This window comes from Lacicoccus alkaliphilus DSM 16010, from assembly GCF_900142805.1.
Classification (GTDB): domain Bacteria; phylum Bacillota; class Bacilli; order Staphylococcales; family Salinicoccaceae; genus Lacicoccus; species Lacicoccus alkaliphilus.
This window is the reverse complement of record NZ_FRCF01000010.1, coordinates 63055-83603: the sequence shown is the minus strand read 5'-3', so window position 1 is coordinate 83603 and position 20549 is coordinate 63055. Positions and strand designations below refer to the sequence as shown.

Genomic DNA, 20549 nt, shown 5'->3' with positions numbered 1-20549 from the left:
GAACAAATTTGAGGGAGTATTTCCAGTATTGATCACACCAATGAACGAGGACTACAGCGTGAATTATGAAGGATTGAAGGAGAATGTCCAGTATTTCCTGGAGGCGAAAGTGGCGGGCATCATCATCGTCGGCTCGACGGGGGAGTTTGCGTCCCTGGATGATGTGGAGAAGGAGAAAATCATCACGCAGGTCAGTGACCAGATCAAGGACAGTGATACGAAACTGCTGGTCGGCATCGCGGATGAGCGGACGGATAAAGTGATCGAGTATGCGAAATTCGTTGAGCAGACGAACGCGGACGGTCACCTGCTGATCAACTCATTCTACATGACGCCGACGGAAGAGGAAGCGTTCCACCAGTTCAAGGATGTCAATGATGTCGTGACGAAGCCCATCATGATGTACAACAATCCCTTCACGGCAAACGTGGACCTTGAAAATGAGACGATCTACAAAATCGATCAGGAGCTGGACAACGTCCAGTACATCAAGGAATCGACGGGCGACATCCGCAAAGTGCGCACGCTTGTGGAAAACACGGACCTTGTGATGTTCTGCGGATCGGATGACCTCGCCTATGAATCATTCGCCGTCGGTGCGACGGGCTGGGTGTCGGTGGCGGCGAACATCGCACCGAACAGCGCTTCAAAGCTGTACGAGCTGATGAAGGCGGGGGACTATGAAGCGGCCAGGGAGCTGAATAAAGACCTGCTTCCGCTGTGCGAGTTCCTGGAGGATTCCGGCAAGTATGTCCAAATCGTCAAGAAGGCGATGGACTTGAAAGGCCTGAACGGCGGACCGTCCAGAAAACCGAGACTGGGACTTACGGATGATGAAGTTGAGAAATTGAAGCGTCTGATGGAGAAATTGGACTGAATAAAGACCGGCCGGGTGGCCGGTCTTTATTATTTACCCTGAAGGATCTGATTTTTATATTTGTTAACGGTGCGTCTTGAGATTTTGATGCCAAGTTCACGAAGGAGCAGGGAAATTTCATTGTCGGAACGCTTTTCGAAGTTTTCTATGTTCCTGATGACGAATTTGACCTGACTGACTGAATGGCCCTTGCAGCATTCTTTCGAGAGCAGCCCCCGGCAGGGCAGTATGCCGCGGGGTGTGGAAATGTACTTATCCGATAAGAGGCGGCTGATGGTTGCGGGACTGAGTGCCGTCAACTCTGCAAGCATCGTCTGATCCAAAGTATTCAAATAATCCGTTTCACCCGACAAATAGTCTGTTTGCACATCACAGATGACATTCAAGATTTTCAGCATGTATACTTTCCTTGCTCTCAGCATGGAAACGAGCTCTGTAAATTCATCATGATATGCTTTGATCTTTTGGGAGAAGCCTGTTTCTCCCTCCGTCAGGCATAGCGGTTCAAACACGACAGCATCAGCCAGATGGTCATCAATATGAATTTGCAGTTTCCCTCCGGAAAATTTTATGGAACCTTCCGGGACGATATCAATGACCGCTTCCCCGGCCAATGGATAGATTTCACAGGCTTTGATGCAATCTTCGATATATGCAACGAACTGCTCTGCATCCATATCTGTTCCGCTTAGGAATGTGAAGTCATCATTACCGATGCTGTTCAGATGATTCTTGAAAGCACTGAAATATTCCTCGTCATATATATCATCCCGCTTCAGCTGGAAAGCGATGAAGTCGATGGCATCAGCCGTTCCTATACCCCTGTTTTCGTATTCCTGCAGTTCATCAATCAGGCGCCTGACTTTTGAAGTGGAGGTGTTGGCCATTTCAGCGATTTTTGCAGGTGAAGCTTCCAGGAACCCTTTTGGAGACAGTGAACCAAGGATGATTTGCATTATATTTTTGTCACTTTCCGACAAGGTGGTGCCGAAATGGAGGCGGATTTCCTCAACGATATCGTCATGGAAATTTTCGGCGTCCCGGCCGACGAACGGATGGTCGTCTTTAATGTACATGAGGGGATTGTCATTGCATTTATCCATGACATAGTCATATAAGGCGTCCGGTGTGTATTTGAATAAGCTGATCGAATTGAGTATGTAGTTGTTCAACGTTATATTCGCCCGGGTATTCAAGTCCAATGATATCAAGTTAGGCACCTCCAAAAAGAAGTCATTGTTTTCTAATAATTTTACGCATTCATGTAAGCGGTGTCAAACACTCATGTATAATAGTAAGATATAATGGGAATAATCAAGTATCAATATGAATCAGGAGATGATGCAGTGAGAACCGTAATTTTTCAGTTTGAAGTGACTGAAGCGGATTATGATGAAAATCTGGGGAAAGTTCAGGAGTTGTTCAAAAGAACCGATCTGAAGGAAGATGATATAGTCGTCCTTCCGGAAATGTGGACGAGCGGATATGCCCTGGAATCGATTGAAGACCTTGCTTTCCGCAATCTGGAAAATGTCAAAGAGGAAATGGCAAAGCTTGCAAAAGAATACAAAGTGAATATCGTGGCAGGCTCAGTACCGAATATAAAGGTCGGATCGGATGTACTGAATACATCGTTCGTCATTGATAAGGATGGGGCGCATGTATATGAGTATTCCAAAATTCATCTCGTGCCGATGTTGAATGAGCCTGACTTCCTGAAAGGCGGGGATGCGGCCGCCGACACTTTCGAGATCTTCGGCAACAAGGCCGGGCTGGTCATATGTTATGACCTCAGGTTCCCGGAGCTCTTCAGGGACCTGGCACTGGATGAGGCAAAAGTCATTTTCGTCGTTGCAGAGTGGCCGGCTGAACGGACGGAGCACTGGCTGACGCTGCTGAAAGCAAGGGCGATCGAGAACCAGTGCTATATTGTAGGATCGAACACTTTCGGCACACAGCCGAACGGCGCCACATTCGCCGGCAACAGCATCATCATCAACCCCTTCGGTGAAGTGCTTGCGCAGGGCAGTGAGGGCCGTGAAGAAGTCGTTTCAGCTGATATCGACCTGGATTATATCACCCGGGTGAGGGAAGACATACCGATATTCAAAAGCAGAAGAAGGGATATGTATAAATTTCTATAGGCTGGTGGGGCCTGGGCTTCTCTTTCATCATCATGACAATATAAAAAAAGAAACGCCGGGATAACTCATATCCCGGCGTTTTTCGATTCATGAGGCATGCTATGCCCTGTCCGTTTCTTCCAGTATGGCGTGATGCGTACTGCCATCAAGGGCTGCGGTTTTGAGTCGGCATTCGGTAAGGTTCTATTATTCAACTTTATAAAACCCCGCAACTTTGATTAATCTTTTCACGGCATCCACCGCCTTTTCCTTATCCTGCGAAAAGTTGAGTCTGATGCTGTCTTTGAACCCGGGACCAAACTGTGTGCCCGGCGTGACGATGACTTTCGCCTGCTTATTCAATATTTTCGCGAAGTTCTCGCAGTCGATGGAGAGTCCCGGAAGCCGGGGAAAGATATAACTGCCCGCTTCAGTGGTCCTCACTTCGAAGTCTGCTTCCCTGAACAGGCGCAGCAATTCATTTCTGATTTCCCGGTGCGCCTCTATACGTTCAATCATCCAATGGTCAGGCTCATTGAACCAGTTCTTTAAAACGATCTGACTGTAACCGCCGGCCCTGAGTGAGACGATTGCCTGGAGCTGTTCCATCCTGTCGATGATCGCTTTTGCGCCATATGCCACGCCCAGCCTGAAACCGCTGAGGGACTCCGTTTTGGAGGGGCCGATGATTGTGATTATATTTTCACGAGGTACAATGTTGAGGCTGGAGAGGTGGGTGAATATCCTGCCATCAAAAACCTGCCTGGAATATAATTCATCAACGATGACATTGACATCATATTTTTTGATGAGCCTGCCGATTTCAGTAATCTCCCCCTTACTGTATACGACGCCGCTCGGATTGTTGGGGTTTGAGAAAATGAAAGTCGATACACCGTCTTTAAAACCGTCTTCCAGCTGCTTGAGATCAATGCCGGCCTTATCCCCATGCCCCATATAGTCCAAGGTCACCGGATAAAGCTCGCCCCGGAAAAAATGTACGAGCTTCCTGTTCGCGTAGTAATCGGGCTCGATGATCGCAACTTTATCCCCGGGCGTTATCATGGCTCCGGCTGCAAGGAACAAAGCACCCTGGGTGCCTGGGGTGATGATCAGTTCATTTTCGTAATCAATGGCTGTCCCTGAAAAAGAGGAAAGCTTCTCCGCGACATCCAGGCGGATATCCTCCCGGCCGCGGTAGACGGTATAAGCCTGTGCTGCACCAATCTCCTTATAACCATGGTTGAAGTTATCCAACGCCTCCGGTATCGGCTCAAAAGCATCGACATCACCATGTGAAAAGTCGACAGTTTCCCCGGGTAAATGCCCGCCCTTCAATTCGATCTCATCGAAGTTCAAACGTTTTTCCTGGCCCGGAGCGAGATCAGCATTCAGTTCATCAAAAATATCATTTATTGGAGACATATGTCACACTCCCTATTATAAGAATCCATCAACTCCAGAATAGCATTATCCTCCACATAATATAAGCCATGTCCTCCGGTCTCCCTAAGCATTTCATTTCAGTTATTCCTTGTAAATGGGTAGACTTTAAAGAGACGAGGAGGAATGAATGATGACAAATGAAGTGAGACATCTGGTTTTAGGTTCAGAGGAGGCGGCAACGACGGTTGAATCGTACATCAATATGGGCTGTCCATTCTGCTCAACTTATATCGAAGTGATCGATGAAATTTTTGCCCCTCATATCGAATCCGGTGAAGTGAAACATATCATCAAGCATGTCGATCGTACGAATGGTGCATTGCTGAAAGGGGCGGTGGCAGGCACTTACCTGAACATCCATGAGCCGGAGAAAACCTACGAGGATATGAAACATCTGCTTGAAACCCGTCCGGAATGGACGGCAAGCTTTGAGGAAGCCCTGATGAAGCTGGAAACTCTCGGTCTCGTGGAACAGGAGGGGCATGGCGCACGTTCAAAAGAAATCCTCGATGAAGCGGCTGAGCGGGGCGTGAGAGTGGTGCCGACCGTTTTCATCGACGGGGATAAGTTTGATTTTCCTGTGAAAGGCACGAACGAAGAAATTGCCGAGGCATTCAGAGGGAAAATTGAAAGTTCATGATTCCTTGAATCACAGCTCAGGGTAATGCATGCTGTTTAGTATCAAATGCGCGGATTTATTGATATAATAGTATGTGAAATAAATAACATAATGGAGGTTTTTAAATGAAAGGCTGGCAATTTGTGGATACGAATAAACCACTGGAATTAGTTGAAAAAGAAGATCCGAAAGTGGAAGCGGGCAAAGTCGTCATCGATATGAAGGTGGCGGGTCTTTGTCACTCGGATGTTGGCGTGTTAAGGGATGAAGGCTGGAAAGCGCTGCTTGGAGAGCTCCCTGTCATCATGGGACACGAAGTTGCAGGCATCATCAGTGAGGTCGGCGACGGTGTCACGGAGTATCAGGTCGGCGATAAAGTTGCTGTCTGTCCCACAGGGCCGAGCGGCACCGCACCTGGTTATGCTTACGATGGCGGTTTCGGTACAAAGGTACAGGCGCCTGCTGAAGACCTTGTCAAAATTCCCGACGGCGTGTCATTCGCCCAGGCTGCAGCAGGAACGGATGCAGGTATGACCTCCTACCATGCAGCATTCAACAAAGGCGGCATCAAAAAAGGCATGAAAGTCGGTATGATCGGTATCGGCGGTCTCGGTCAGATTGCACTTGAAGCCGCAGTTGCGCAAAGCATAGAAGTATATGCAATCGACTTGAGCCCGGATGCCCGACAGCTGGCTAAAGACCTCGGCGCTGCAGGCGTATATGAAAATGTCAAAGAGATTGCGGAATTTGAACCTGAAGTGATCATCGACTATGCAGGCTTTGATATCACTACGCGTGAAGCACTCGAATCCGTCGGTTTCCAAGGGAAAGTGGTGCTGGTCGGAATGGGCAAGTTGGAAACGACGATCAATGTCACCGAGATGATCACCAAACAGGCGACGCTGGTCGGCAGCAACGGCGGCACAAAGCAGGATATCGAAGATATGTACGCGCTGATGGCTGAAGGGAAAGTGAGTCCGAAAATCACTGAAATTTCGTTTGATGAAATACCTGAGGGCATCCAGATGCTGGAAGAAGGCAAGGTGACCGGTCGTCTGGTTGCAGATATGGAAAAATAGGAACGATTTAAAAAACCTGGGGGACACTGTGAGGTGCCCCAGGTTTTTTCATGGAAATGCACATCATGAGTGAATTATTTGGTTATCCGGGAGGCCCGGAGGGAATAGATTATATAAAGTGTCCTGGTCATTTATGGTGTTTTCTTTGAAAGTATTTGGGTAATGCTCTATAATCAGTGATTAATATTTTAATAAATGAAATTTCCCGGAGAGGAGGTTGTTCTTATGCACAAGACTATAAGTAAAGTATTGACGGGTCTGGTGATGATCGGATTCTTTACTATAGCTGTGAGTCAACAAATCTCGGCACAGGATTCAAACCTGCTCGAGATGGTTGAAGTACGGACAACGGATAGTTCCAATAATGCCGAGGCGGAGCAGATGATAGACAGGCTCGACAATGTGGACTCTAGAATTTTATATGAAACGAATCGTTCGGGTGTGAGCATCATCCTTATGGATGTGCCCCTGACCGAGCTCTCGGAGTTCCAGCATCTTTCAGGGACGGTGCCGAGAGGCTGGGAAGGCAGCGGCAATACGTGGGATGATGTACCTGGTGCCGGCGGCTTCACTACAGCTGCGAGAATAGGTTACAGTGATCCGGGCAACGGCCATTCCACGATCAATCTGGAGTTGCATGAATATGCGCATGCCGTCGACAGTTACACTGCCGGATTCACATTCAGCGAGGACTCGGCATTCAGACAGATCATGGCGGATGAAAAGGACGCGCTCTTTGGAGACCATGCGGTTTCCGAGTATTTTGACGTGCCGAGCGAATATTTCGCCGAAGCGTTCGCAATGTATTATCTTGGCGGGGAAGAACAGAACAAGCTGCAGTCGAGAGCCCCTCAGACTTACAATTATATGGAAACCCTGAATTACAGGATCATTTCTTTTGGTGAAATCACTGGTAATACCATGACCATCGAATGGGATGAGTATGACGGTGCGGATTCCTACAACATCTATCAGAACGGTGAACAGGTGGCGAATGTGTCGGAAGGTGAGTATGAGGCCGGAGATCTAGAGACGAACACCAATTACGAGTATTATGTTGAAGCGCTTGACTCGAATGAGACCCCTTTATTCACATCATTTTTCCGTTATGCCACGACTTCGGCGGAGCCGGATGAGAATGGCGCGGCGGACAGGTCGGAAGTCGATGATTCCAAACTGGAAGAAGCGGTCAACCAGGCTGTGGAAATACCTGAATCAGAACGCACTGACGAGCTTCAGGAAGCACTCGATGAGGCGCGGATGGTTCTTGAAGAAAGCAGGGAAGGTGATGTGGAAGAGCAGTCCGAGGTGGATGATGCCAGAGACGGCCTGCTGAGTGCCATCGAACAGAATGATATGGAAGAAGAGCGCCCGGAGGAAGATATTTCAGAGATTGATGAAGATGCATCTTCCGGTGAAGAGACGGAGTCTGCAGAGGATTCCGGGACTGCTGAAGAACCCGCAGAGTCAGAGGAGTCTTCAGAGATGGAAGAAACGGTTGAATCTGAAGAAGAGACTGTGTCTGATCAGGAGGAGACTGCGACTGAAGAGGCAGACGAAGGTGAAACCGAAGAGGTTGAGACTGATGAAGAAAGTGCAGAAGTTGAAAATACATTATTTGACGGTAATACATTCATCATCATTGCGATCGTCATATTGGTTATTTTAGCAGTGGTTTCAGCCGTACTTGTCAGGAATATCAGAAAGTAGTGATGGCTTTTTTACCGGATTGTATGAGACAGTCCGGTATTTTCTTGACGCTCGTTTTGATCTGTTTTGTGAAGGGTTAGACGATATTTTGCATATCAATGGAATTGGAGAGGATTTCATGTCAGCAGCTGATGAATTATATGAAGCTTATGTAGAGAAGGTGCCGTTGGCACTTGGAAGTATCGGAGTCGCGTCACTGGAAGAGGCTTATCAGATTCAGGAACAGGTTCTAAAAATGAAAATCAATGATAATGATGAAATCTTGAGGGGTTATAAAGTCAGCCTGACGAGTGAGGAAACCCAGGATATCTTCAATCATGATGAACCTCTGTACGGGGCACTGACCAATAAAAATCTGATCAACAATGCGAAGTATTCGGATTATAATGAACCGAAGCTGGAAATGGAAATTGCATTTTTAGTCCAGGAGAATTTGTCCATCGACGATTCCGAGGAAGACATCATCAGGAAATGTCTGATTGCACCCGGCCTTGAAATACCTGACGGCCGTTATAAAGACTGGTTTCCGAACGCCTCCAAATATGAAATCGTGGCCGACAGCGCTGTGGCGGGCGGTGTCACCTTCGGACAAAGCGACTTCAGCACGTATGAAAAGCTTGATGATATCAAAGGCGTATTGACACTTGATGGTGAAGTGATCAAGGAAGGGCGTTCAAGTGAAGTGATGGGCCACCCGGCGAAAGCGGTCAAGTGGTTGATAGGAAAATTGCACGCCCACGGTAAAATCGTGGAAGCGGGAAAAGTCATTTCTTCCGGCACATTCAATTTGCCTGTGGAGCTGGAAAAAGGATATTATGAAGCAGTTTATGAAAACATCGGCAAGGTTTCCCTTGAAGTGAAATAGTGTTCATCCCGCCTTCAGATCCATTAAAAAAAGCCCCTTTGCACACTGCAAAGGGGCTTTCATATTATATTCTCACGATCCAGCCGAATGGGTCCTCAAGATGCCCGTACTGGATACCCGTATAGTGGCTGTAAAGGTCTTCGGCAACAGGGCCGACCTGGTTATCATTCACGACATAATCTTCACCGTGGATCCGCATGCGGCCGACCGGAGAAATGACGGCTGCCGTGCCTGAGCCGAAAATCTCGGTTACACTGCCGTCTTTGAGGCCGGCCTGCAGTTCATCGATATGGATCCTTTCTTCTTTGACCGTATAACCTTTATACTCGGCAAGTTCAATCAGGGATTTCCTGGTGATGCCGGAAAGGATCGATCCATTCAGCTTTGGTGTGATGAGCTCGTTGTTTCTGACGAAGAAGATGTTCATGCTGCCGACTTCCTCGACATATTTCTGCTCGACACCATCAAGCCAGAGCACCTGCTCATAACCCATTTCAGCGGCTTTCTGCTGGGCAAGGATGCTTGCAGCGTAGTTGCCCGCACATTTGATGTCACCGACGCCGCCCCGCACTGCTCGTACAAAATCATCTTCCACATAAATTGCCGTAGGGTCCAGCTGACCGCCGTAATATCCGGCAACCGGGGAGAGGATGATATTATACTGGTAAGTCCTGGCCGAACGGACACCCAGGAAAGCTTCATCCGCAAAGACGAACGGCCGGATGTATAATGACTGACCCGGCCCGCCGGGCACCCAGTCCCGCTCCAGTTTGATCAATTCATAAAGAGCATTCAAACTCACTTCTTCGTTGATCTTGGGCATTGCAAGACGTTCTAAGGAAGTGTTCAATCTTTTGAAATTTTCATCAGGCCTGAATAATAATACTTCATCACCGTTCTTGTATGCTTTCAGACCTTCGAAAACAGATTGTCCATAATGGATGCCGTTGGCGGCGGGAGAGATTTCGAGATTTTGATAAGGTACAATCGACGGCTCTTCCCAACCGTGCTCAGGTGTATAATTCGAACTGAACATGTAGTCAGTAAACACCGTCCCGAATTTTACCGTTGATACATCCGGTTTTTCTTTCAATGATACAGCTTTCTCGATTTGTATAGTTTGTCCCATGATGGACCCTCCTTCTAACTTCTAAACAAGCCTCAGACTTGATTTGAAAATTGTGTCTATTCTACCAGAAATCAAGACGGAATACAACCTGTTTTCTGATAATTTAAAAATTTATTTTATTTCAAACCACCTTCTTTTCCTGAAAGGAAAATTGATATAATGGAGTCATTATGAAAAAGTGAGGGGAAATGAACATGAAGACTATTAAGCTGGCTGTCATACCAGGTGACGGCATCGGTCATGAAGTGGTACCGGGGGCGCTCGGCATACTGGAGCGTTTGGGTGAAATCCACGGCGGGCTGAAGTTTGAATTTGAGCATTTTGATTATGGCTGCGACCATTATTTGCAGCATGGTGATATGATGGCCCCTGATGGACTCGAACGCCTGAGCCAGAATGATGCAGTGTTTTTAGGGGCGGTCGGGGATGCGAATAAAGTGCCCGATCATATTTCCTTATGGGGCCTCCTCATAAAAATACGCAGGGAATTTCAGCAGGAGATCAACGTCAGGCCCGCGAAAGTTTTTGAAGGCATCAGGTCGCCGCTCGCGAACCCGAAGGATTTCGACCTCATGGTCGTCAGGGAGAACAGTGAAGGGGAATACAGTTCGGTCGGCGGCCGCATGTTCCATGAAGAACATGAAATTGCGATTCAAAGCAGCGTGTTTTCCAAACGTGCAACTTCACAGGCGATGCACTATGCATTCGATCTTGCCGCCTCACGCGGTAAAATGGTGACCAGTGCCACGAAATCCAACGGGATATACCACGCGATGCCGTTTTGGGATGATGTTTTCAAGGAGATTTCATCAGATTACCCGGATGTCTCGACGACGTCAGAACATATCGATGCCCTGAGCGCGTCATTCGTCACACGACCCGAGAGGTACGACGTCATCGTTGCGAGCAATCTATTCGGCGATATATTGACTGACATCGGGGCAGCGATCATGGGGAGCATCGGAATAGCGCCGAGTGCGAACTTGAATTTGAACGGCAAGTATCCATCAATGTTCGAACCCGTCCATGGTTCAGCGCCGGATATTGTGGGCAAAGGCATCGCCAACCCGGTCGGACAGATCTGGACGGCAAAAATGATGCTGGATCATTTCGGTTACACGGAACTCGGCAGCAAACTACTCCAAGCGATTGAAGATACTTTCCGGGAAGGTATCATGACATCGGATATCGGCGGCAGCGCATCTACGCATGAGGTGACGACTTCAATATTGGACAAACTACAATAAAAAGCGATTGTGAGGAGAATTAGTGTGAAAGAGCCCCTGTGGACCCGCGATTTCATCATCGTGTTCATATTCAACTTTTTTATCATGCTGGCAATGTTCCTGCTGATGGTGACGATCAGTGGTTATGCGATAGACGAGTTCGGCATCTCCACAAGCAACGCGGGACTTGCAGCGGGAATATTCATCGTCGGATCGCTGATCGGCCGGATATTGACCGGACATCAGCTGGCCTTGATGGGTGCCAGGAAGATCATGTACATAGGGACGATCATGTTCATCATCACATACGGTCTGTACTTCTTTGCCGGAAACTTCTGGATGCTGCTCATCGTCAGATTCCTCAACGGTTTTGCCAATGGTGTGGCAACGACGGCAGTGGGGACGATCGCGGCACTTGCATTGCCACATGCAAGAAGGGGTGAGGGTATCGGATACTTCAGCCTGAGTTTTGTCATGGCAACGGCCATCGGACCGTACCTGGCATTCACATTGCTCGATTATGTTGATTATCAGATGCTGTTCCTGATCGTATTCATCGTCGTTTTGGTGGCCAGTGTCTTTACGATTTACATCAAAACCGACAATGAGACGATCGATCTGACCAGGGAGCCGAAACCGAGATTCCAATTTCTCGATAAGGAAGCCCTGCCTGTCGCAACGACGATACTCATCATCTGCCTGGCTCACTCCACAATATTTTCTTTCATCGCGCTGTTTGCAGAAGAACGGGGGCTCGGTGCTGCAGCAAGTTATTTCTTCCTGATCAATGCGGTCATGATGCTGCTGACAAGACCGTTCACAGGACGGTTGATGGATCTGAAAGGGGCGAATATCATCGTCTACCCGGCCCTGGTGGTCTATTTCTTTGCCTACCTTGTACTGGGCAACGCCACGACCGGCTGGATGCTGCTTCTTGCCGGTGCGCTGATCGGTCTCGGCTACGGCAACTTCCAGTCCATCATCCAGGCGCTCTGCATCAAACTTGCCGAGAGGAAGAATGTCGGTCTGGCCACATCGACTTTCTTCATTTGCCTGGACTTCGGTCTCGGTATCGGTTCTTATATTTTCGGCCAGCTTGTGCCGTTCATAGGATATGGTGGCCTGTATAATTCAATGACGCTCATCGTCCTGGCCGGTGCTGTGATGTATTTCATGGTCTACGGCCGTAAAGAAAAATATTTGACGATATGAAAAATGAACTTCTGCCGATCAGGCAGAAGTTCATTTCTGTTTCTCTTCACCATCTGCTCTCGTATTGTTGTAGATATTGATTGAAAGCAGTATGAACATTAACCCGAATATGATGAATGGGTTCAATAAAGGTTCGGCGAGGATCAGGTTCAGGACGGCAATCACCAGCAGGATGATCATACCGCCCACATAGATCTTTTTGACAGTCTGTTTACTCAAAATGAAAGCCTCCAAATTTTTATTCCCTCTAATGATACTAAAGTTTTCAGGGATTACAACAGAGATCCCCGGTAATCAAAGTATGCTTTCAAAGGAGGGGGGTCAAACCATCGCTATGTTCTGGTATAATCGGTATGAAAATAAATGAGGAAGAGTGATATCATGCCACATGCCAATAAGAAAATGAAAGGTATCGAAGTGCCGGGGACGAGGCAGTTCGCAAACCGTGTCGAGGAATTCCCGGGCGCGGTCGATCTCACACTCGGCCAGCCGGACTTTGAAACGCCGCAGCCGATCAGGGATGCGGCGATTGAAGCCATCAACACCAAGTCGATGAAATACTCGCATAATACCGGGCTGCTTGAACTGCGCCAGGCGATCAGCGACTATTATCAGAGCATTTATGGAGCGGATTACAACCCGAACGGGGAGGTGCTGGTCACCGTCGGCGGCAGCGAGGGCATAGACGGCATCCTCCGGGCCATACTTGATCCGGGGGATGAAGTGTTGATACCGGCACCGACTTACCTCGGCTACGAGCCGATCATCGAGCTCTCGGGCGGTGTGACGAAATTCGTCGATATGACGGAGACGGATTATATTGCGACACCGGAACTGATCGAATCGAACATCACTGACAGGACCAAAGCGGTGCTGATCAACTATCCGACGAACCCGACAGGTGTGACGTATACGAAGGCGCAGATGGACGCACTGGTCGGAGTGTTCAAAAAACATGACCTCTTTGTGATCACGGATGAGATATACGGCGAAAACACACTCGAAGGTGAACATATCAGCCTCGCATCCTATCCCGAACTGAAGGAGAAGGCCCTGATCGTCAACGGGCTCAGCAAATCCCATGCCATGACGGGGTGGCGCATCGGATATGTCGTCGGTCATAAGGAAATCATGGAAGATGTCACCGCGGTGCATCTGTACAACACGATCTGTGCGAGCATCCCGAGCCAGTATGCAGCCATCGAGGCCCTCACCACGCAGCTGCATGTCCCGAAAGAGATGAACCAGGCTTATATCAAAAGGCGCGATTATATATATGAAAGGCTGATTGATATGGGTCTGGAAGTCTCCAGACCGACAGGCGCATTTTATATTTTCCCGTCGATCGAGAAGTATGAGCGGGATTCCTTCAAGTTCGCCACCGGCCTGCTTGAGACCGTCCACCTCGCGGTCGTGCCCGGGCGTTCATTCTCGGAGTACGGGGAAGGGCACATCAGACTGTCGTTCGCCTGCAGCATGGAAGAGCTGATCGAAGCGGCGGACCGGCTGGAAAAATACATCAATTTGCTGGAGGCATCATGATTAAAGAAACTTAATGAAGTTTACGCATTCGAAACAATCCGGCCTGAAATTAAACAAAGATTTACTTCATGTTAAAACAATGTGAACATTGGACCTCTATCATATAGATGTAAGTGATCACCCGGTGATCAAAAATTTGAGGAGGTTTACTGTTCATGTATGTCAATTCATTCAATGACAAAAAGATTATGACGACGTTCAGCCTGGGGCTGGTTACGCTCCTGTTGATACTGTCATCATTTTTCAGCCCTGTCGCCCATGCGGCCGGCGGGGGCGGTCCCGCCGGGGACAGCCTTGAACCGGTTACGGAAGAATTCAATCCTGTCTTGACGGATGAGAAGCCTGAAGTGGCTGAAATTGAAGCGAATAATATACCGAACCGCATCGCAGCCACGTTCAATGGCGACACGACGGGCGAAATGGGTTTCAACTGGTATACGACGGATCTCTTTGAAGATTCGAAAGTATGGATTTCCAAGAGCGGGAATTTTGATGATACATTGGAGTTCAAAGCAGAAGCGGCGGAAGTCACTTCCCACTACGGGGAACGTGATATGTACGGCTATTACATCTTTGCGGACGTGGAAGAAGATGAGGAAGGGGAGCCGGTGATGGATGAAAACGGCGATCCTGTGATCAACGGTTACTATACAGATGAGCAGGCGCACGGCGGAGACTGGATGTACGGCCGTGAATACGGACAGCTTGATCTGATCGATGTGCAGGAATATTCCTATAAAGCGCATGCCACCGGTCTTGAACCGAACACGACCTACTACTATCAGGTGGGCAGCGAGTCGGGTGAAACCAGTGAAACCGGACAGTTCAAAACTTCCGGAGAAGACGGCGATCCGTTCAAATTCGTCCATTATACAGATACACAGAATGCATTCTGGAATGAAAACGTCCGAAATGAAGCGGCTTTCGGTGCCGACACCTTGATGCGCGCACTTGAAACGGCCGGAGATGCGGATTTCATCCTCCATACCGGAGATGTCGTTGAAATCGCGGAGATCGAAGACGAGTGGGTGGACATCTTTGAACGGTCGAGACCGTACTTCATGAGTGCCGCAATGGCTGTGGCACCCGGCAACCATGATGAATATGCACTGGACTGGGACGACGGACCATTTACGGAAAAGTTCAATGAGCATTTCAATGTACCGGTGACCAATGATGCGATTGACGGGGGATCCTATTACTCATTCGATTATAACGGCGTGCATTTTGTGACGTTGAACACGAACGACAACAAGGAATCGGAAGATAATCCGAACGCAGGCGCAATCGGTGAAGCGCAGATGGAGTGGGTACGTGAAGACATCGAACAGGCCCGTGCAGACGGTGCAGAGTGGATCGTATTGAATTATCATAAGCCGCTCTATTCGAATTCGTATCATTCACTGCAGGATGACGATGTGCAGGAAGTCAGGGAAGAACTCACGGCCCTGATCGATGAATTGGATGTGGACCTCGCCCTGCAGGGGCATGACCACGTTATCTCAAGAACACATTCGCTGACACATGTCCCGACAGATGAAAACTTCTCGAACGGTGTAGTTGAAGAGGTTGAAACTTTCGTCGGTGACAATGGGGTCGAATATATCAATGAACCTGAAGGAACGACTTACATCCTGCCGAACACGGGCGGCACGAAAGAGTATGATGATGTCTACTCGAAAGGCGTGGAACACCTCCATGAAGTGAGACCTGCTCTTGACTGGATGACTCAGGAAGACATGGATTACTACAACAGCCTGTTCGCCTACGGCAACCAGCCTCAGGATACGGATGCTTTCGAAGATTCCCATGCCAATAACAGGGATTCGGATGTTCAGAACTTCGCAGTCTATGAAATGGAAGGCAATGAACTGATCGTCAGCATGTATCAGATAGAGGGCGAGCTGCTGGAAGGTGAAGAACGTACTGTGGAACTGGTGGACCAGTTCGGTATAGTGAAGGATACACAACAGTAAAAGTGAATATGAGAATTTGAAGGGGCCGGGATTCCGGCCCTTTTTTGGTCTGTGGACGGAGTGAAATATATACAGGTGTTCCCATAAATTGCACTCCCGTACAAACTCAACTAAAATTAAACTTAAAAGAACGGAGGGGTTTTATTGAAATTTAAAGAGACATCAGTGGAGCAGTTTTTCACACCATACAGCATCGGGTCCTTCAGCGTTTCCCATGATGAGAAGCGGCTGCTCTTTTCATCGAATATGAATGGTAAAGTCAATATATATGCAATGGACCTGCCGCATCACTATCCATACCGGTTTTCGGGGAAGGATGAAAGTACAAGTTTCATCCAGGAGGCGCCTGATGGGGAATATGTGCTGGCAGGCTTTGATGAAGACGGCAATGAAAACTATAAAATCCATGCCGTGGCACCCGAGGGGGGGATGCCTCACCGCCTGATCGATGGGGCTGATGAAGATAAATTCATGTTCACTAAAGTTTCCAGGGACGGCTCAAGAATTTACTACACGTCCTCAAAAGGCAACCCGAGCTATTTGAATTCCTACGTATATGATATCGAAGCTGAAGAGGAGACACTGCTGCATGAAGGTGAGGGCGGTGCCACACACCTGGTCGATGTCTCCCAGAATGAGGAGAATTCGCTCTATCTCACTGCTTACGCGAATACCCATATGATCGGTTTCATCAAAACAGAAACAGATATCGAATACCTCACGCCCGATGTGGAAAAGGTGCATACCGTCGGCAGCATCACATTCGTAAAGAATGATGAAGCATGGTTCGTCACCAATTATGATTCGAATTACAGCTACCTTGCCAAATATGACCTCACCACAAAGTCATTCGAAAAGGTGCTTGATTTCGATCGTGAATCCCTGGTCCTGATGAAATACAACCGTTACACGAGGATGCTGTATCTCATCACACAAAAGGGTGTCGTACAGAAACTGTATTACTACGACCTGAACCATGATCAGCTTGAACCGATCATTGCGCCCGTCACGACATTCGACCGGATCGTCACGGCGCGGAGCGGTGCACTTTACGTTAAAGGTACGAGCGCCACAGTGCCCGTGAACATTTTCAAGTATGAGAGTGAAACATGGGAACAGCTGACGAAGAACAAAGTGCTCGGCGTCACCCCTAAAGGTATGGTGGAGCCTGAAGTCATCACCTACGAATCATTCGACGGCCTGGAAATCGAAGCGCTGCTGTTCAAGGCAAAGCCTGAGAACGCCAACGGCTGTACAATATTCTGGCCGCACGGCGGACCGCAGTATAATGAAAGCAAGTCCTTCAGGGCGATGTTCCAGATATTTTTGAACCGGGGCTATAATGTGTTCTGCCCCAACTTCAGGGGCAGCACCGGCTATGGTGCGGATTTCGTCAAAATGGTGGAAGGCGACTGGGGCCACGGGCCAAGACTGGATAATGTGAAAGGGATTGAATGGCTGTTCCGGAAGGGGATATCCAGCCCGGATAAATTATTCCTGGTCGGCGGAAGCTACGGGGGATATATGGCGCTGCTGCTGCATGGCAGGCACCCGGAATACTTCAAAGCCGTCGTGGATATTTTCGGCGTTTCGAACTTATTCACATTTTATAATTCCGTGCCTGAACACTGGAAACCGATGATGAAGCAGTGGGTCGGGGATCCGGTGAAGGATGAGGAACGCTTCCGGAACGACAGCCCGGTGACTTACCTCGATGCGATGAGCAGGCCCATGCTCGTCATACAGGGCGCTCATGACCCGCGTGTGGTCAAGGAAGAGTCCGACCAGATTGTGGAAAAATTGAGGGAGGCAGGACGTGAAGTGGAATACATCGTTCTTGATGACGAAGGCCATGGTTTCTCCAAGAAAGAAAATGAAATCCTTGTTTATAAATCGATGCTGGAATTTCTGGATCAGCATCAATGATGAAGCCCGCTGAAGCGGGCTTTTTCAATGTTGACAATTATACCCCTTAGGGGTATAATGAAGGCAATGAATAATATAGGACGGGTGATGAATATGGAAGAAACTTTACATGACCATGCCGTCGTCCCGCGTACGGACGAGGAAAAGGATAAGGTGCTCAAACGTTTGAAGCGCATTGAAGGACAGGTGAGAGGCATACAGAAGATGGTTGAAGCAGACCGGTACTGTGTGGATATCCTCGTCCAGATCAGCGCAATCCAATCGGCACTGAAAAACGTGGGTTATGAAGTCACGGAAAGACATATGAAACATTGTGTAGCCGATGCCATCTCAAAGGGCGACGGAGATGATTCCATTGAAGAACTAATGGCTGTATTAAAACAGTTTTCAAAATAAAGAGTAGAAAGGAGGGGCTCAAGTGGCGGGGAAAGAGAATACCACATTGAATATTACCGGGATGACCTGTGCGTCGTGCTCAAGCAGAATCGAAAAAGTGCTGAACAAAATGGACGGCGTCGAGGCGAAAGTCAACCTGGCGACAGAACAGGCATCAGTCGATTACGATAAAAACAGCAGCGATTTGAATGATATTACTAAAAGGATAGAAAATCTCGGTTTCGGTGTCCAGTATGATGAAGTCGAGTTTGATATTTCGGGCATGACTTGTGCGGCCTGTTCCAGCAGGATCGAAAAAGTGCTGAATAAAACCAACGGCGTTTCAAATGCAACGGTCAACCTTGCAACGGAAAATGCCGTAATCGCATATAATTCAAACGTCATGACAGAAAAGGACCTGATCGACCGCATCGGAAATTTGGGATACGGGGCCAAAGCGAAAGAAAGCGCTGAATCCAGGGAAGAAAAGAAGGAGAAGGAATTAACACGGCTGAAATGGAAAGTCATCATTTCAGCATTACTGTCATTGCCGCTGCTCGTGACGATGCTCGACCATCTGTTCGGCATGAGCCTGCCTGCGATCTTCATGAACCCATGGTTCCAGCTCGTCTTTGCGGCACCGGTGCAATTCATACTGGGCTGGCAGTTCTATGTCGGGGCTTATAAGAGCCTGAAGAATGCCAGTGCGAACATGGATGTGCTCGTGGCCATGGGTACAACGGCAGCATTCGGCTTCAGTTTATTTGAAACGTACAGATGGCTGGCCGGCGCGACGGCCCACCCACATCTTTACTTTGAGACGAGTGCGATCATCATCACATTGATCCTGTTCGGCAAGTATCTTGAAGCACGTGCGAAGTCTCAGACTTCAGGTGCAATCAAAGAGTTGATGAACATGCAGGCGAAAGAAGCCAGAGTGCTCCGGAACGGTGAAGAAGTGATGGTTCCGGCAGCTGATGTCATGGTGGGGGATGTACTTGTCGTGAAACCCGGGGAGAAATTCCCTGTCGATGGTGTGATCACCAAAGGCCGGACATCCGTCGATGAATCGATGCTGACCGGTGAATCCATACCGGTTGAAAAAAGTCTCGAGGATAAAGTGATCGGTTCGACGATCAACCAAAACGGCAATGTTGTGTTTAAAGCCTCACGTGTGGGCAAAGACACTGCGCTGCAATCCATCATCAAAGTGGTCGAAGAGGCACAGGGTAAAAAAGCCCCGATACAGAGGATGGCGGACATCGTCTCCGGCTATTTCGTCCCGATAGTGGTCGTCATAGCGATAGTGACCTTTTTGATATGGTATTTCATCGCCTCCCCCTATAATGTGGAGCCTGCATTGATCGCCTCAATCACAGTACTGGTCATCGCCTGTCCATGTGCCCTCGGCCTTGCGACGCCGACATCGATCATGGTCGGTACAGGTAAAGGGGCGGAAAGCGGGATTTTATTCAAGGGCGGCGAGCATCTGGAAAAAACGCATAATCTTGATGCCATCATCCTGGACAAGACGGGTACCATCACAAAAGGCAGACCGGAGGTCACGGACTTCACCGGAGATGAGGATGCTTTGAAATTGCTGGCGGCTGCGGAAAAAGGATCTGAACACCCGCTTGCGACCGCAATCATCGCCTATGCGACCGAGAAGGCGGTTGAAATCCCTGAAGTGGATGATTTCACCGCGGTTCCGGGCCATGGCATCGAAGCGTCTGTTGGCCGGGACCGGATCCTGGTCGGCACACGTAAATTGATGCAGGATAAGCGCATTGAAGTTGATGGATACGATGCAGAAATGACACAATATGAGTATGAAGGCAAGACGGCGATGCTGATTGCTGTAAATGAAGAAGTTGCAGGTATCGTTGCCGTGCAGGATACGTTGAAAGATACGGCAAAAGAAGCGATCACGACGCTCAGGAACCAGGGGCTTGAAGTGATCATGCTGACCGGTGATAACCGGAGAACAGCAGAAGCGATCGCCAGGGAAGTCAATATCGATACGGTGATTGCCGAGGTGCTGCCGGAAGAGAAGGCGGCACAGGTGAAGAAAGTCCAGGCAGAGGGTAAATCCGTGGCGATGGTCGGGGACGGCGTGAATGATGCGCCGGCGCTGGTCACCGCCGATATAGGCATTGCGATCGGTACGGGAACGGAAGTTGCGATCGAAGCGGCGGATATCACCATTCTTGGCGGGGAGCTGACGCTCATCCCGAGAGCCATCAACCTGAGTCACAAGACCATCAGGAACATCAGGCAGAACCTGTTCTGGGCATTTGCCTATAATACGGCAGGCATCCCGATTGCAGCACTCGGTTTCCTCGCACCATGGGTCGCAGGGGCTGCGATGGCATTCAGCTCGGTGAGTGTCGTGACCAACTCATTGAGGCTGAAAAGAACTAAAATATAAATCATATATATGGAGG

17 protein-coding genes are annotated in these 20549 nt (G+C 48.7%); 13 read left to right on the top strand and 4 right to left on the bottom strand.

All coding sequences use genetic code 11. The features are described 5' to 3' along the window. Positions 1-877, top strand: an 877-nt coding sequence (locus BUA12_RS10430) for a dihydrodipicolinate synthase family protein (RefSeq protein WP_072710558.1), incomplete at its 5' end; no start/stop codon positions are given. Positions 878-906: 29 nt separating this feature from the next. On the opposite strand, the gene BUA12_RS10425 is transcribed toward BUA12_RS10430, so the two are convergent. After that, positions 907-2088, bottom strand: coding sequence for an RNA polymerase factor sigma-54 (locus BUA12_RS10425; RefSeq protein ID WP_072710551.1), 1182 nt, complete (start codon positions 2086-2088; stop codon positions 907-909). A 135-nt stretch (positions 2089-2223) separates the two neighbouring features. Between BUA12_RS10425 and BUA12_RS10420 the strand changes: the two genes are divergently transcribed. Then, positions 2224-3021, top strand: a complete 798-nt coding sequence (locus tag BUA12_RS10420; protein WP_072710550.1) for a carbon-nitrogen family hydrolase — start codon at positions 2224-2226, stop codon at positions 3019-3021. Between the two features lie 186 nt (positions 3022-3207). Here the strand turns inward: BUA12_RS10420 and BUA12_RS10415 are convergent, their stop codons facing one another. Then, positions 3208-4425, bottom strand: a complete 1218-nt coding sequence (locus tag BUA12_RS10415; protein WP_072710549.1) for a pyridoxal phosphate-dependent aminotransferase — start codon at positions 4423-4425, stop codon at positions 3208-3210. 151 nt (positions 4426-4576) lie between these two features. On the opposite strand from BUA12_RS10415, the gene BUA12_RS10410 reads away from it, so the two are divergent. The 4 genes from BUA12_RS10410 to BUA12_RS10395 all read left to right on the top strand — a co-directional run bounded on the left by BUA12_RS10410 (position 4577) and on the right by BUA12_RS10395 (position 8719). After that, positions 4577-5086: a thioredoxin domain-containing protein gene (locus BUA12_RS10410; RefSeq protein WP_072710548.1), complete on the top strand. Its 510-nt coding sequence runs from the start codon at positions 4577-4579 to the stop codon at positions 5084-5086. A gap of 104 nt (positions 5087-5190) precedes the next feature. Next, positions 5191-6144 carry a zinc-binding dehydrogenase gene (locus BUA12_RS10405; protein WP_072710547.1) on the top strand — a complete coding sequence of 318 codons (954 nt, stop codon included), beginning with the start codon at positions 5191-5193 and terminating at the stop codon, positions 6142-6144. A 225-nt stretch (positions 6145-6369) separates the two neighbouring features. Next, entirely contained in the window at positions 6370-7854 is a 1485-nt protein-coding gene (locus tag BUA12_RS10400) for an anthrax toxin lethal factor-related metalloendopeptidase (RefSeq protein WP_072710546.1), read from the top strand. Between the two features lie 118 nt (positions 7855-7972). Then, the gene (locus tag BUA12_RS10395) at positions 7973-8719 is read left to right on the top strand and encodes a 2-keto-4-pentenoate hydratase (RefSeq protein ID WP_072710545.1); all 747 of its coding nucleotides are present in this window, start codon (positions 7973-7975) and stop codon (positions 8717-8719) included. Positions 8720-8783: 64 nt separating this feature from the next. Here the strand turns inward: BUA12_RS10395 and BUA12_RS10390 are convergent, their stop codons facing one another. Continuing rightward, positions 8784-9848 (bottom strand): branched-chain amino acid aminotransferase, encoded by a 1065-nt coding sequence (locus BUA12_RS10390; RefSeq protein ID WP_072710544.1) that lies wholly within the window; start codon positions 9846-9848, stop codon positions 8784-8786. 194 nt (positions 9849-10042) lie between these two features. Here BUA12_RS10390 and BUA12_RS10385 point away from each other — a divergent pair, with 194 nt between their 5' ends. Together BUA12_RS10385 and BUA12_RS10380 are read left to right on the top strand one after the other, a co-directional pair. After that, entirely contained in the window at positions 10043-11095 is a 1053-nt protein-coding gene (locus BUA12_RS10385; RefSeq protein WP_072710543.1) for a tartrate dehydrogenase, read from the top strand. 24 nt (positions 11096-11119) lie between these two features. After that, a complete protein-coding gene (locus tag BUA12_RS10380) occupies positions 11120-12286 on the top strand; it encodes an MFS transporter (RefSeq protein WP_072710542.1) in 1167 nt (388 codons plus the stop codon). Positions 12287-12316: 30 nt separating this feature from the next. Here the strand turns inward: BUA12_RS10380 and BUA12_RS10375 are convergent, their stop codons facing one another. Continuing rightward, a complete protein-coding gene (locus tag BUA12_RS10375) occupies positions 12317-12505 on the bottom strand; it encodes a hypothetical protein (RefSeq protein ID WP_072710541.1) in 189 nt (62 codons plus the stop codon). Between the two features lie 162 nt (positions 12506-12667). Here BUA12_RS10375 and BUA12_RS10370 point away from each other — a divergent pair, with 162 nt between their 5' ends. The 5 genes from BUA12_RS10370 (at position 12668) to BUA12_RS10350 (ending at position 20533) form a co-directional block, all read left to right on the top strand. Beyond that, a complete protein-coding gene (locus BUA12_RS10370; protein WP_072710540.1) occupies positions 12668-13828 on the top strand; it encodes an aminotransferase class I/II-fold pyridoxal phosphate-dependent enzyme in 1161 nt (386 codons plus the stop codon). Between the two features lie 155 nt (positions 13829-13983). After that, entirely contained in the window at positions 13984-15804 is a 1821-nt protein-coding gene (locus tag BUA12_RS10365; protein WP_084670127.1) for a purple acid phosphatase family protein, read from the top strand. Positions 15805-15948: 144 nt separating this feature from the next. Beyond that, the gene (locus tag BUA12_RS10360; protein ID WP_072710539.1) at positions 15949-17730 is read left to right on the top strand and encodes a S9 family peptidase; all 1782 of its coding nucleotides are present in this window, start codon (positions 15949-15951) and stop codon (positions 17728-17730) included. A 93-nt stretch (positions 17731-17823) separates the two neighbouring features. Further along, positions 17824-18126 carry a metal-sensing transcriptional repressor gene (locus BUA12_RS10355; RefSeq protein WP_072710556.1) on the top strand — a complete coding sequence of 101 codons (303 nt, stop codon included), beginning with the start codon at positions 17824-17826 and terminating at the stop codon, positions 18124-18126. A gap of 22 nt (positions 18127-18148) precedes the next feature. Next, positions 18149-20533, top strand: coding sequence for a heavy metal translocating P-type ATPase (locus BUA12_RS10350; RefSeq protein ID WP_072710538.1), 2385 nt, complete (start codon positions 18149-18151; stop codon positions 20531-20533). Positions 20534-20549 lie beyond the last annotated feature (16 nt).

Bases quoted from the DNA above. Each gene is read 5' to 3' on its own strand.
- BUA12_RS10415 (WP_072710549.1), bottom strand. From the start codon at position 4,425: ATGTCTCCAATAAATGATATTTTTGATGAACTGAATGCTGATCTCGCT.
- BUA12_RS10410 (WP_072710548.1), top strand. From the start codon at position 4,577: ATGACAAATGAAGTGAGACATCTGGTTTTAGGTTCAGAGGAGGCGGCA.
- BUA12_RS10405 (WP_072710547.1), top strand. From the start codon at position 5,191: ATGAAAGGCTGGCAATTTGTGGATACGAATAAACCACTGGAATTAGTT.
- BUA12_RS10400 (WP_072710546.1), top strand. From the start codon at position 6,370: ATGCACAAGACTATAAGTAAAGTATTGACGGGTCTGGTGATGATCGGA.
- BUA12_RS10395 (WP_072710545.1), top strand. From the start codon at position 7,973: ATGTCAGCAGCTGATGAATTATATGAAGCTTATGTAGAGAAGGTGCCG.
- BUA12_RS10390 (WP_072710544.1), bottom strand. From the start codon at position 9,848: ATGGGACAAACTATACAAATCGAGAAAGCTGTATCATTGAAAGAAAAA.
- BUA12_RS10385 (WP_072710543.1), top strand. From the start codon at position 10,043: ATGAAGACTATTAAGCTGGCTGTCATACCAGGTGACGGCATCGGTCAT.
- BUA12_RS10370 (WP_072710540.1), top strand. From the start codon at position 12,668: ATGCCACATGCCAATAAGAAAATGAAAGGTATCGAAGTGCCGGGGACG.
- BUA12_RS10365 (WP_084670127.1), top strand. From the start codon at position 13,984: ATGTATGTCAATTCATTCAATGACAAAAAGATTATGACGACGTTCAGC.
- BUA12_RS10355 (WP_072710556.1), top strand. From the start codon at position 17,824: ATGGAAGAAACTTTACATGACCATGCCGTCGTCCCGCGTACGGACGAG.